The organism is Microbacterium sp. UFMG61, assembly GCF_015354505.1.
In the GTDB taxonomy this organism is placed as follows: Bacteria; Actinomycetota; Actinomycetes; order Actinomycetales; family Microbacteriaceae; genus Microbacterium.
In genome coordinates this window covers 103,623-116,121 of the sequence record NZ_JACAFP010000003.1, presented here as the reverse complement: position 1 = coordinate 116,121, position 12,499 = coordinate 103,623, and the positions used below count along the sequence as shown (strand labels likewise).

At 65.4% G+C, this 12,499-nt stretch carries 12 protein-coding genes; 7 read left to right on the top strand and 5 right to left on the bottom strand.

Annotation, left to right across the window (positions count from 1 at the left end):
* The 3 genes from IXW21_RS04295 to IXW21_RS04285 form a co-directional block, all read right to left on the bottom strand.
* Window positions 1–1,701 carry an ABC transporter substrate-binding protein gene (locus tag IXW21_RS04295; protein WP_323742164.1) on the bottom strand — a complete coding sequence of 567 codons (1,701 nt, stop codon included), beginning with the start codon at window positions 1,699–1,701 and terminating at the stop codon, window positions 1–3.
* Window positions 1,702–2,120: 419 nt separating this feature from the next.
* Window positions 2,121–2,537 (bottom strand): hypothetical protein, encoded by a 417-nt coding sequence (locus IXW21_RS04290; RefSeq protein WP_194763031.1) that lies wholly within the window; start codon window positions 2,535–2,537, stop codon window positions 2,121–2,123.
* A complete protein-coding gene (locus IXW21_RS04285) occupies window positions 2,537–3,289 on the bottom strand; it encodes a DUF433 domain-containing protein (RefSeq protein WP_194763030.1) in 753 nt (250 codons plus the stop codon). The genes IXW21_RS04290 and IXW21_RS04285 overlap by 1 nt, the downstream gene beginning before the upstream one ends.
* Before the next feature lie 343 nt (window positions 3,290–3,632).
* Here IXW21_RS04285 and IXW21_RS04280 point away from each other — a divergent pair, with 343 nt between their 5' ends.
* From IXW21_RS04280 to IXW21_RS04260, 5 genes are read left to right on the top strand one after another with little or no spacing between them, the layout of a single operon-like run.
* Entirely contained in the window at window positions 3,633–4,721 is a 1,089-nt protein-coding gene (locus IXW21_RS04280) for an extracellular solute-binding protein (RefSeq protein ID WP_194763029.1), read from the top strand.
* Between the two features lie 41 nt (window positions 4,722–4,762).
* The gene (locus IXW21_RS04275; protein ID WP_194763028.1) at window positions 4,763–5,779 is read left to right on the top strand and encodes an ABC transporter ATP-binding protein; all 1,017 of its coding nucleotides are present in this window, start codon (window positions 4,763–4,765) and stop codon (window positions 5,777–5,779) included.
* A 1-nt stretch (window position 5,780) separates the two neighbouring features.
* The gene (locus IXW21_RS04270; protein WP_323742163.1) at window positions 5,781–7,664 is read left to right on the top strand and encodes an iron ABC transporter permease; all 1,884 of its coding nucleotides are present in this window, start codon (window positions 5,781–5,783) and stop codon (window positions 7,662–7,664) included.
* Window positions 7,661–8,683, top strand: a complete 1,023-nt coding sequence (locus IXW21_RS04265; protein WP_194763027.1) for a LacI family DNA-binding transcriptional regulator — start codon at window positions 7,661–7,663, stop codon at window positions 8,681–8,683. Before IXW21_RS04270 ends, IXW21_RS04265 begins: the two co-directional genes overlap by 4 nt.
* Window positions 8,684–8,720: 37 nt before the next feature.
* Entirely contained in the window at window positions 8,721–9,605 is an 885-nt protein-coding gene (locus IXW21_RS04260; protein WP_194763026.1) for a metallophosphoesterase, read from the top strand.
* A 154-nt stretch (window positions 9,606–9,759) separates the two neighbouring features.
* Here IXW21_RS04260 and IXW21_RS04255 read toward each other — a convergent pair whose 3' ends face one another.
* Window positions 9,760–9,996 carry a hypothetical protein gene (locus IXW21_RS04255; RefSeq protein ID WP_194763025.1) on the bottom strand — a complete coding sequence of 79 codons (237 nt, stop codon included), beginning with the start codon at window positions 9,994–9,996 and terminating at the stop codon, window positions 9,760–9,762.
* Window positions 9,997–10,110: 114 nt separating this feature from the next.
* Here IXW21_RS04255 and IXW21_RS18540 point away from each other — a divergent pair, with 114 nt between their 5' ends.
* Together IXW21_RS18540 and IXW21_RS04245 are read left to right on the top strand one after the other, a co-directional pair.
* On the top strand, window positions 10,111–10,785 hold the full coding sequence (locus IXW21_RS18540; RefSeq protein ID WP_323742162.1) for a DUF433 domain-containing protein: 675 nt from the start codon (window positions 10,111–10,113) through the stop codon (window positions 10,783–10,785).
* A gap of 279 nt (window positions 10,786–11,064) precedes the next feature.
* Entirely contained in the window at window positions 11,065–11,436 is a 372-nt protein-coding gene (locus tag IXW21_RS04245; protein ID WP_194763023.1) for a PH domain-containing protein, read from the top strand.
* Between the two features lie 60 nt (window positions 11,437–11,496).
* Here IXW21_RS04245 and IXW21_RS04240 read toward each other — a convergent pair whose 3' ends face one another.
* Complete coding sequence (locus tag IXW21_RS04240; protein ID WP_194763022.1) at window positions 11,497–12,498, bottom strand: Ltp family lipoprotein; 1,002 nt, start codon at window positions 12,496–12,498, stop codon at window positions 11,497–11,499.
* Between the last annotated feature and the right edge of the window lies 1 nt (window position 12,499).

Here is a 12,499-nt window from a genome sequence, read left to right as displayed (position 1 = left end):
TCAGCCCTTCGAGGGGTCCTTGAGACCGATGATCGTCAGGTCCGTCAGGCTGGTGCTCGGGTAGTAGCCGGCGATGTTCTCACCCGGCAGGAAGATGCCCTTGCTGAACACGAGCGGCGCGATGGGCGAGAGACCCATGATCTGCTCGTCGAGGTCGCCCCACGCGGTCTTCGCCTCGTCGACGTCGGTCATCGCGGTGATCTCGTCGATGCGGTCGTTGATGGCCGGGTCGTTGATCTGGGCGAGGTTGGAGTTGCCCTTCTCGAAGATGTTCCGTCCGTCGAACAGCGGCGGGATGATCGTGCTGGCGCTCGAGGCCCAGTCGGGGCACCAACCGGTGATCGCAGCGTCGTTCTGCTGCGCCGGGGTGCCGATGGTCTCGTAGTAGATCGAGGTGTCGATCACGTTGAGGTTGACCGTGATGCCGAGCGGCTCGAGAGCCTGCTGGATCGCCTCGGCCTGCCCCTGCATGAGCGGCTGCGAGCGGATGTCGAGCGTGAACTCGAACCCGTCGGAGAGACCGGCCGCGTCGAGCAGCTCCTGAGCCTTCTCGGTGTCGCCCTTGTCGCCCTCGGACTCCCACAGGTTGAAGTCCTTGAAGCTCGAGACCACCGGCGGGATGATCGTGTACGCCGGGTCGGCGAGCTGCGTGCCGCCTGACGCGTTGACCAGTGCCGAGCGGTCGATCGCCCAGTTGATCGCGGTGCGCACGTCGGCGTTGTCAAACGGGGCCTTGGTGGTGTTCATCGACATGTAGGTCGTGCAGAAGGCATCCGCCGTGATCGCGCGGTCCTTGAGCTGCGGGGTCTGCAGTCGGGGCAGGGTGGCCGCGCTGACGGTGCCGGAGATCGCGTTCTGGTCGTCGCTCTGACCGGCGATCATGCGCTCGTCGATCGTGGCGGGGTCGATGCCGATCTCGAACTCCCAGTTGTCGGGATAGGCCTTGCGCACGTCATCGGTCGCGTCGTCCCAGTACTCGTTGCGCTCGAGAACGATCGAGCTGCCCGGGGTGTACTCGGCCAGCGTGTAGGGGCCCGAGGCGATGATGTCCTTGATGAACTCGTCGCCGGCGCCGGTGCCCTCGGGGAACGGCACGGCGTTGGGCTGCGCGAGCACGTTGTCGAACTCGGGGAACGGCTTCTTCAGGTGGAAGACGATGGTCTTGTCGTCGGGCGTCTCGATCGTCGGCAGGTCGCCCGAGACGTAGGGGCCCTGGTAGTCCTCGGGGGCGTCGATGACCTGACGCAGGTAGGGCGAGCCGATGCCGACTTGGGGGTCCCACGCGCGCGAAATGCCGAACTTCATGGCCTCGGAGGTGATGGGGGTGCCGTCGTCGAAGAAGATGTCGTCCTTGAGCGTGTAGGTCCACGTCAGGCCGTCTTCCGACGCCTCGCCGAGCTTCTCGGCCAGGTCGGGAACGATCTTGTTCGGGTCGTCGGCGTCACCGGCGGCCTGCATGGTGAGGCCGCGGTAGATCAGGCGGTAGAACGCGTTGACGCCGCCGTCGAACCCACGCGACGGGTCGAGGTACGAGAAGTCGGCGTTCTGCAGCATGTGCACGGTGCCACCCGACTGGGGCGTTCCGTCGGTGCCGGGCTGGGAGGCATCGGAGCCGCCTCCGCCTGCAGAACAACCGGAGACGAGCAGAGCGGATGCGGCGGCCGCGGCGATGAATGCGGGAAGCCTACGAGATGCGGTCACGAGACCAGACCTTTCTGTCGATTGCGCCATTGCGAATGGTTTCCATAGAACCCCATGACAGTGCAATGTACAACTGTACTGGTGGATCTTTTCTAGCCGAGGATTGTGGGGAGCGGCCGTTCTGTAACAGGATCGTCATGCGGGGCCGCGGGGGTTTTGGGTGGGTTTTGAGGGCTGAGCTGGGATGTTCTGTGGGTGGCTTGCTCGGGCGAGGCCCATGTTCTGCGGCGAGACCCTGGTGCACGACGTGGGTCTCGTCAGGGGATGTGGGTCTCGGGGAACACCGAGCCGCATCACAGACCGAACCGGCGAGACCCATCTTCTGTGGCGAAACCCACGGCCAGGACCTGGGTCTCGCTACGGAGTGTGGGCCTCAGGGGATGACGGGCGGATCGGTATCCGGTGATCCACCCGGTGGATCAGGCCTCGCCGAGGCGCATCGGACGGGGTCCGGTCACGGTCAACGAGAGCGCCCATGGCCCGGCCCCTCGTTTGATGATCTCCCTCACGATCCGCTCCTCGTGGCGCAGAAAGAGAGCGGCCTGCTCGTCTGGTCGCATGTCCCTCTTGGCACCGATCCACACCGATCGGATTCCGTGCTCGCGGTAGGCGGCAAGCTCGGCGGGTCGCGTGCGGATGCGTCTGTCTCGCGTCACGACGACAAAGCCTCGTTCCCCGACGATCGGCATCCACTCGAGATCGAGAGCACCGAGGGGCACTTCGGGGAGATCCGGATGCCCGGGAGACAAGAAGTCCTCTCGCCCGGAGCGCCGAAGCACCTTCGCCAGACCCAGCGTGTTCTCGTCAGCGAAATACACCGGCGAGAACGGAGTCATCACGCTGCTCGGTCGCTGCCGACGATGAGCTCGAAGCGCAATGCCTCGTCGACTTGGTCGAGAGTCAAGTCGTAGAGGTCAGCGAGCTCGTCGCGCGAACTGCCGGCCCTGAAGTCTCCGGCAAGGATCTCGGTGCGTACGTTTCGCACCGCGGGCTGACCGAAAGTACGCGCCGGATCCATGACGACGAAAGGGGTGCGCGGATCGGGTCGGATGCTTCCCGCGACGCCGTCCACATACTCCACCGCGTCGCTGAATCGTTCGGTCGCCGCAGTGAGCATGCTCTGCCCGTTGCGCACCACCACGAGTTGAAGGGATCGATCAAGCCCGACCTGCTCTTGGACGATCTGCACGAGCTCTCGACCTTCGACTTCGAGAAAAGGCTGCGCGAGCGCTAGCGGATACCGTCCGAACCGCTCCCGAAGCTGCTCGATCGCCGGACGCAGTTTCTGAACGGTGACGTCGCGGCTTCGGAACTCGGCGAGAAGTCGAGCTTCGACCATCTCGCCCCAGGTGACGACTTCGGTTCCCTTCGACGCTTCGCGAAGGATCGGCTCGTAGAACTTCCCCGCCCTCGTGTAACCATCGAGCCAGCGGCGAGCGGTACCACCATGCAGGCCAACGAGGCGATCGACGTCCGCGTAGGAGTAGATCGCCCTGTCGAGCATCGAGATGGCCATGGCGTCAATCATGACAGCCGCAGACGACAGCTCGGGGATTGCGCGAGGATGCAACCGGGCCGCGCGCATCATCGGATCCCTGACGCGACGAAGCGCGCCCCGAATGCGGTGAGCGCAGCGACGATGTCTGCGAGGGATTCGAGTTGCACGGGATGAATGTACCCACTCGTCGACTCGTTGCCAGGCGGGGACTCACCGTCTCGCGAAGCAGTACACCGGCATCCATGACGACTGTCCGCGACCAACGTCGCGCACCTCCGACAGTTCACCCCGCGCTCCCCCGCAGTTCATCTCCGCCACCTACTTTGAGTGCGGTCGCGCGAACGCGGCTACGAAACACACAAATCGTTGTACAGAAACCACAAAGCCGGGGTACAGTCAGATCAGACACACCTCGATGACGAGAAAGGCGACCATGGTCGACATCCGAAAGAAGCGCTGGTCTCTCCTGGGTATCGCGGCCGTGGCGGCCGTGACCCTCACCGGATGCGCGGGCGGCAGCACCGAATCCGACGGCGGCGACAGCGACGGCAGCAGCGACGGCGGCTCCGATGCGACCCTCATCGTCTACACGAACTCGAACAGCGACGGCCGTGGTGAGTGGATCACCGAGCAGGCCTCCGAGGCCGGCATCGACATCGAGATCGTGGGCCTCGGCGGCGCCGACCTCACCAACCGCATCATCGCCGAGAAGAACAACCCGGTCGGCGATGTCGTGTTCGGTCTGAACAACATGTTCTTCGAGCAGCTCAAGGCCGAAGAGGCGATCACCGCCTACGAGCCCGAGTGGAGCGGTGAGGTTCCCGCCGACGCGGGCGACCCCGCCGACGGCGCGTTCTGGCCGCTCGTCGAGCAGGCCATCGTCACCGTCTATGACGAGAACACCATCACCGACGCCCCCTCCGACGAGGAGGAGCTCTGGACCGACGAGAAGTACGCCGGCCGCTACGAGGTCAACCCGGCGCTCGGCGAGGCCACCCCGCAGCTCATGCTCGCCAGCATGCTGTCGCGTCACCTCGACGAGGACGGCGACCTCGGCGTCAGCGACGAGGGCTGGGAGCTCGTGGAGTCGTACTACGCGAACGGCTCGCCGGCGGTTCAGGGCACCGACCTCTACGCCCGCATCACGCGTGACGAGGTCGACTACGGCGTGCTGCCCTCGAGCGGCATCGCCGCGCGTGACGAGGAGTACGGCACGAAGACCGGCATGATCGTTCCCGACTACGGCGTGCCGTATGTCACCGAGCAGATCGCGCAGATCACCGGCACCGGCAACGAGGCCAAGGCGCAGGAGTTCATCGACTGGTTCGGCAGCGCCGAGGTGCAGGGCGAGTTCGCGGCCGAGTTCAACGCGATGCCCGTCAACGAGGGCGCGGTCGAGCAGGCCAACCCCGAGGTCGTCGAGCTCATGGGCACCCTCGACCGTCAGGACATCGACTTCGGCTTCGTGAGCGAGAACCTCGGGGCCTGGGTCGAGAAGGTCACGCTCGAGTACATCGGCTGATCGCACTCAACCCCTCTTCACCACCTAGCCGGAAAGACAGCATGATCCGTTTCGAAGATGTCGAGGTCGCGTTCGGCGATCACCGCGCGGTCTCGCACCTCGATCTGGAGATCCGGGAGGGTGAGTTCTTCACCCTCCTGGGTCCGTCCGGATGCGGCAAGACCACCGCTCTCCGCACCCTCGCCGGATTCGTCGAGCCGACCGGCGGACGCATCCACATCAACGGCCGCGACGTCACGCGCGTGCCGAGTGAGAAGCGCGGCGTGGGAATGGTGTTCCAGAACTACGCACTCTTCCCGAGCATGAACGTGCGCGAGAACATCGCGTTCGGCCTGTCGATCCAGAAGACGTCGAAGGCCGAGCAGCGCCGCCGCGTCGACGAGATCGCCGACCGCACCGGTCTCGCGCCGAGCCAGCTCGAGAAGAACGTGTCGGAGCTCTCGGGTGGGCAGCAGCAGCGCGTGGCGATCGCCCGCGCCCTCGCGCTGACCCCCAGCATCCTGCTGCTCGACGAGCCGCTGTCGAACCTCGACGCCAAGCTGCGCGTGCAGCTGCGCGAACAGTTGAAAGACCTGCAGCACGAGGTCGGTGTCACCACGGTCTACGTCACGCACGATCAGGAAGAGGCACTCACCCTGAGTGACCGCATCGCCGTGCTGGATGCCGGAACTCTGCAGCAGGTCGGCACTCCCGAGGAGATCTACGACCGCAGCGCGACGCCCTTCGTCTGCCGCTTCATCGGCGAGAACAACCGCCTCAGCCCGTCGCAGATCACGAGCCTCGGTGCAGCGCTCGATGCCACGGCCGAGAGCTATGTGCGGCCCGAGAAGCTGCACCTCGCCGAAGCGAGAGACAGCTCGACGGCATCCGCTTCGCTCGATGGCATCATCGTCGATCGCACGTACCACGGCAGCCACAGCGTCTACACGGTGAAGGCTGCGGATGCTGCGCTGCGCGTCAGCGTCCCGGCTGCGGCGAGCGCCCGACAGTGGAACCCGGGCGACGCGGTGCGCGTCGACGTCGACCCCCGCTGGATTCTGCAGTATCCGGCGGCGTGACATGTCGACGCCCCAGAACCCGCAGACACCCCAGAACCACACAGACCCCGCGGTCCCGCCGTCAGCGGCCGTGACCGGAGAAGCCGGCTCCTTGACGACCCACGCGGTCGTCGAGGGTCAGACGCCGGGACCGCGGACCCGCAAGAGAGGAAAGCCCGGCAGCGTGAAGGCGATGCTGCGCTCGCCGCTCGCGTGGATCACAGGCATCATCGTGATCTGGTTCGCAGCCGCGTTCCTCGTGCTGCCGAACGCGGCCCTGCTCGGGGTCACGTTCTTCCCCGACGGGCAGTTCAGCATCCGCGCCGTCGAGAAGCTGTTCGGCAGCGAGCGGGCGCTGAAGACGCTCGGCAACAGCTTCTTGCTGGCGATCACCCTGTCGATCACGGTCAACGTGGTCGGTGTGTTCATCGTGCTGGTGACGAAGTACTTCCAGGTGCGCGGCGCGAAGATCCTCTGGCTCGGCTATGCCACGACCCTGATCTACGGCGGCATCGTGCTCGCCGCCGGTTACAACTTCATCTACGGCCGGTTCGGGTTCTTCACGAACATGATGGTCAACGTGTGGCCCGACATGGACCGCGACTGGTTCTCGGGGTACTTCGCCGTGGTCTTCGTGATGACGTTCGCGACCACGACGAACCACATGCTGTTCCTCTCGTCGTCCCTCGGCAAGGTCGACTACGCGTCGATCGAGGCGGCGAAGCTCATGGGCGCCTCGACGTGGACCATCCTGCGCCGCATCGTGCTGCCGGTGATGAAGCCGATGCTGTTCGCCGTCACGGTGCTGACGTTCCTCATCGGGCTCGGGGCGCTGACGGCTCCGCTCGTGCTCGGCGGACCGGACTTCCAGACAGTCGCGCCGCTGATCATCGACCTCTCGCGCAGCCCCATCACGCGTGACATCGCAGCGCTGCTGGCGATCGTGCTCGGCATCGCGACAATCATCCTGCTCGCGATCATGAACCGCTTCGAGAAGTCGGGCGTGTACTTCTCGGTTGCCAAGGTGGCGACGCCGATCCAGAAGCAGAGGATCCGCAACCCGTTCGCAAACGTCATCGTGCACGTCATCGCGTACCTGCTGTGGGTGATCTACCTGATCCCCGTGGTGCTGATCGTGATCTTCTCGTTCGTCGATGCGCGCAGCATCCTCGCCGGGTCGATCACCCTCGACAGCTTCACGCTCGACAACTACGTCACCGTGTTCTCGAGCGCCGAGGCGATCCGTCCGTTCATCGTCAGCGTCGTCTACAGCGCCGTGGCCTCGATCGTCGTCGTCGGAGGGCTGCTGTTCGTGGCGCGGATGCTGCAGAAGCACCGCAACCTGCTGACCACCGCGATCGAGTACGTGCTGCACATCCCGTGGATCCTCCCGATCGTGCTGATCGCGCTCGCTCTGGTGACCGCCTTCGACGAGCCGCGGGCGATCGTGGGCGGGCTGGTGCTGACCGGCACGCCGATCCTGCTGCTCATCGCCTACATCTGCGTGAAGATCCCGTTCACGCTGCGCCTGCTCAAGGCCGGGTTCGCGTCGGTGCCCGACTCGCTCGAAGACGCCTCGCGCATCCTTGGGGCGAAGTCGCTGACGACGTTCCGCAAGGTGCTGGTGCCGCTGGTGCTGCCGACCGCTGCGGCGATCACGGCACTGAACTTCAACAGCCTGCTCGACGACTACGACGCGGCGATCTTCCTCTACCACCCGCTGTTCAAGCCGCTCGGTGTCGCGATCCAAGAAAGCACGCGCGGCGAGAACAACCTCGACGCGATGCCGATCACGTTCGTCTATACAGTGCTGCTCATGATCATCATGGGTGTCACCATGTATCTCGTGTATGGACGAGGTTCGCGCGCCGGAGCGCCCCGCAAGGCCAAGAAGGCGCGCGCGTGAGTTCGACGGGTGACCGGCCCGCACTGCGGGTGACGATCAGCGATGTGGCCGCGGCGGCCGGGGTCTCCCGGGCGACCGCGACCCGGGCGCTGAAGGGCGAGGGGCGTTTCGCTCCCGAGACACAGGAGCGCATCGTCGCTGCCGCCGAACGCCTTGGATACGTGCGCAACACGATGGCCGCCGAGCTCGCCGCCGGCCGCACCGGAACCGTCGGGCTCATGCTGCGCGACGCAAGCAACCCGGCCTACGGTCTGCTGTTCTCGCGGCTGCAGGACGAGGCGCACCGGCGTGGCCTAGACCTCGTGACTGTGACGATCGGCGCGGATGTGCAGGGCGCCGAGCAGGTGAACGCGCTGCACCGGTTGCTCGGGATGCGGGTGGCGGGGTTGATCGTCGCGACCGGTGGCATCACGGCCGCGCAGCTCGAGCCGTTCGCCGACCAGGTGCCGATCGTACGCGCGGGGCGGGTCGAGACGGCGGAGCGGATTCATACCGCGCACTATGACGATCCGGAGCATGGGCGTCTCTTGGCCTCGCATGTCTTGTCACTCGGGCACCGGCGTGTGGTCGTGCTCTCTGGCGCGGAGGATGTCTCGTTCGCCGAGCATCTGCGGGCATCGGCGATGTCGGCGACTCTGGTCGACGGCGGGGCGTCGGTGACTCTGGTGTCTGCGGGGGCTGCGCCGACCGATGGAGTGGATGAGGCTCTGGATGCCGTGCGCGACGGGGCCACGGCAGTGATGTGCGCATCGGACTACCGGCAGCTCGCGGTCATGCGCGCTCTGCGTGCTGCGGGGTTGTCTGTGCCCGGCGACGTGAGCGTGACGGGGTGTGATGGCATCCTGCCCGGTGCAGACCTGCTGGGGCTGACGACGCTGCGGATTCCGGTCGAGGCTGTTGCTGCCGCGGCTGTGGAGACGATGCAGCTTCTTCTGAGTTCTGACGCCGACTCCACGCCGACCGTGCGGCAGCCGTTCGTCGGGACTCTCGTGCCCGGGTCGACCGCCGCTCCCGTCTGACTTTTCTGTAACTGTTCGTCGTCTCACTGGAAGAGAAATGATCCTCACCGAACACTCTCGCCCATCGCACACCTTTGTGCACATCTCCGATACGCACCTTCCCGGTGAACGCGCGCCGCTGTACGGCAGTGGGGCGGATGCCGATGCGAACCTGTCTTCGGTGCTGGACCGGTTGGTGTCTTCGGGGCTTCGTCCTGATGCGTTGTTGTTCACGGGGGATCTCGCGGATCGAGGAGACGCGTCGTCGTACCGGCGGCTGCGGGAGCTGGTGTCGCCGGCGGTGGATGCGCTGGGGTGTGAAGTCGTGTGGGCCATGGGCAACCACGATGAGCGCGGGGCGATGCGGGCGGAGCTGGGGCTTGCCGGCGGATCTTCTGATGCCGTTGTCGAGGTGCGCTGGTTCGGTGGGATGCGGGTGATCGTGTTGGATTCAACGGTTCCCGGGGAGCACTGGGGGCGGGTGGATGAGGCACAGCTGGAGTGGCTCGCGGAGGAGCTGGCGACGCCCGCGCCGGAGGGATCGCTGCTGCTGATCCATCACCCGCCGCTGCCGACGGTGCTGGACCTTGCGGTCACGGTCGAGCTGCGCGAGCAGGCGGCGCTGGCTGCGGTGCTGGCGGGGTCGGACGTGCGGGGGATCCTGTCGGGGCACGTGCATCACCCGTCGTTCGGAACCTTCGCCGGGATTCCGGTGGCGGCTGCATCGTCGAGTGCGTACGGGCAGGATCTCGCTCAGCCGGTCGGAGCCACGCGTGGGCATGATGCGTCGCAGGGCTACAACCTCGTGCACGTGTATGACGGGACGATCGTGCACTCGGTCGTCGGGCTCGAGGTCGGCGCGGACGTGGGGGAGCCGGTCGCGGCGGAGGAGGCCGGGAGACGGATTGCTGGGCGCGGAATTGCTTGGCGAGAGCGGGTCTAGTTCCACCCGTTCGTTGAGCGAGCCCGGCGCAGCCGAGCGAGACGAAACGCGCGCAGTCAGTTCACGCCGCTCACTTCACGCCGCGACCCCCATGAAATGATGCGTCGGCATCCCGAGCGCGAGGATCGAGAAAAACTGGCCGGGCGCTGCACTGTTAGTTTCGTCCCGCACTCCGGGCGGCCATCACCAAAAGGACCAGGCCGGTGATGACCAACGCGATGTTCACGATGAGGTAAACGGCTCCGTCTACACCACCTGCGCGCACGACAGAGAACGACGCCACTGAGCCGATTGCGGCCAAGCCGATCGCGACGAACCCCCAGACCCGTATCGTCGATTTCTTCATCTCATCACCGCCCCTTCTGCGCCCCAGGGTAGCCTGTCCGGCCACGCGTTGATGATGGCCCGCGGTCCCGCACGCTGGGGACAGCAAGAAGGCTGTCCCCGATGCAACGGATGCCGAAGTACTGCGCGATACCTCCGGTGAGTGAACTAGCTTGTTTGCATGCAAACACGGATGACGGATTCGGCTCACACGACGCCGATCTACTCCGTGACGGAGGCAGCGCAAATCATTCACGCGCCGGCGACGTCATTCGCTCGGTGGGCCCACGGACATCGCTTCAAGCAACGGCGCGAAGGCGAATGGGGGTTCAGCAACCCGATCCTCACCGGAGTACGTGAAGGGCGCGGATATACGGTGCCTTTCAACGCGTTGGCCGAAGGCTTCATCGTCGAGTCGTTCCGTCGTGCGGGATTGCCCATGGCGCGCATCCGTCCCGCCATCGATGTTCTGAGAAACGAACTCGGAGTGGAGAACGCACTCCTCAGCGAACGGCTCAAGACAGACGGCGCCGAGATCCTCATCGAGAACGGCGATCATGAACTCGTCGTCGTACGCAATCACCAGGGGGTCTTCCGCGACGTCGTCGCCGAGTATCTGCAGAGCATCCGCTATCGCGACGGATTCGTCGAGTTCGTTCAGCTACCGACCTATGAACGAGCGGAGGTGATCGTCGATCCTCTGCGCAACTCCGGGCAGCCGACGATCGCGCGGCTCGGCGTCAGGGTGGAAGATGTCGTGAGTCGCGTACGCGCAGGAGAGGCGATGACCGACGTGGCTGATGATTTCGGGCTGAAGAAGGCCGAGCTGCGATCTCTCCTTGTTCAGGCTGCGTGACATGATCGCGGCGAGCTTCCTCCTGGACCGCTCCCTGGGAAGCAAGATATTGATCGCTCGTCTACGTGGCGCGGGCTGGGACGCGCGGCAGCGAAACCGTCGCTACCCTCTCATCGCACCGTTCGGGGATGCGGACCTTGCAGAACTCCGCGCGACTACGGGCGGTCAAGCAATCAGCTTCTACACCTCGGCCTCTAAGGCCAACAACGAGGAGATCATCGGTTGGCGACTGAGGGCGGGTCGTCGACACTCATCCGAGGCTTCCGCCATGATCAGAGCATGGAAGCCGCACCGATTCTGACCTGGACCCTTCAGCAGGAGATCCCCGTCCCGCCTGACGTCTACGAGCTGCTGCTTGAAGGCGAGCAGGCCATCACCTCGTTCAAGACGTTCCGAGACTCCGCCACGTTCACCTCGAAGCGACTGATCGTTCGCGATGCGCAGGGCATCACGGGTAAGAAGGTGGAGATCTATTCGCTGCCGTACAGCTCGATCAATATGTGGTCGTCAGAGAACGCGGGCAAGCTCGACTGGAACTCTGAGATCGAGCTCTGGACCCGCGCCGGACACATCAAGGTGAAGCTGTCGAAGGGCGCGGATGTGCGCAGGATCGACAGTCTTCTCGCCTGGGCAGTGCTGCAGTCCCACTGACAACTCATAACGGGCCCCGCTCTGCGAAGAGAGCGGGGCCCGTTCGTGATTTGTTGTAAGTCAGTATCCGACGGCGGCGAGACCGAACTCGATCTCAGCGGGAAGGAATCCCTCGTAGGCCATCTGGTCGTAGAGCCCCTGCCGAGAGAACGACGAGTAGTCGAGGTACTGCTGAGCAGTCTCCGCGGCTTCTGCGTTCCAATCAGCGCCTGCGTTGTCGACGCCGAAGGTGGCCTCTTCGGTGCTGAAACCCTCGTACTCGAGCTGACCGATCAGCCCGGTGCGCGAGAATCCGCTGTATTCGAGGTAGTCCTGCGCCGAGCTGATGGCGTTCTGCTGAGCCAGCGTGTACGCCGGCTTCTCCTCGAGCGTGAGCGCGATCTCCGTGCCCTCCTCGACCTCGGTATTCGCTGCGGGGCTCGTCGAGAGCACCTTCGCCAGCGGGTCGGCGAGCGCTGTCAGCACGGGCGGGTTGAGACCTGCGGCCATCAGAGTCGCCAGCGCCTCGGTCGCCGTCTGTCCAGTGACGTCGGGGACGGCGACCATCACGACGGGATCGGGTTCGGGCTCCGGCTCTTCGGCCGGCTCTTCATCGACCGTCGTCGCCGTCGACGCGGCGGGCTTCTCATCGGCGACGTCGGTCTTGTTACCTCCGCCGCCCATCGCGCTGGCGACGCTGCTGATCAAGATGACGGCTGCGGCGACCGACCCTCCGATGATCCAGCCCTTCTTCGACTTGGGCTTCTTCTCGGGCGTCGGCTCCGAGACGCGCGTCGGCACAGGGAACTCGGTCGGCGCGCTGGAGCCACCGCCGGGGGTCGGGACCCCCGGACCGCCGGTCGCCCCGTATGCGCCAGTGACGTGCCCCGCGGACGGAAGCGCCACAGTGGGAGCGTCAGCGGGAAGCGGAGCGGTCGGGAAGGCGATCGTCTCAGCTTCCGCGGCCGCAACCGGTGCGGGCGGCGCCTGCGGTTCGAGCCACTGGACACCGTCCCAGTAGCGCAGCTCGTTGTTCGCGTGAGGCGCGGGGTACCACCCCGGCGCGGGGTTCTGGTCTGACATT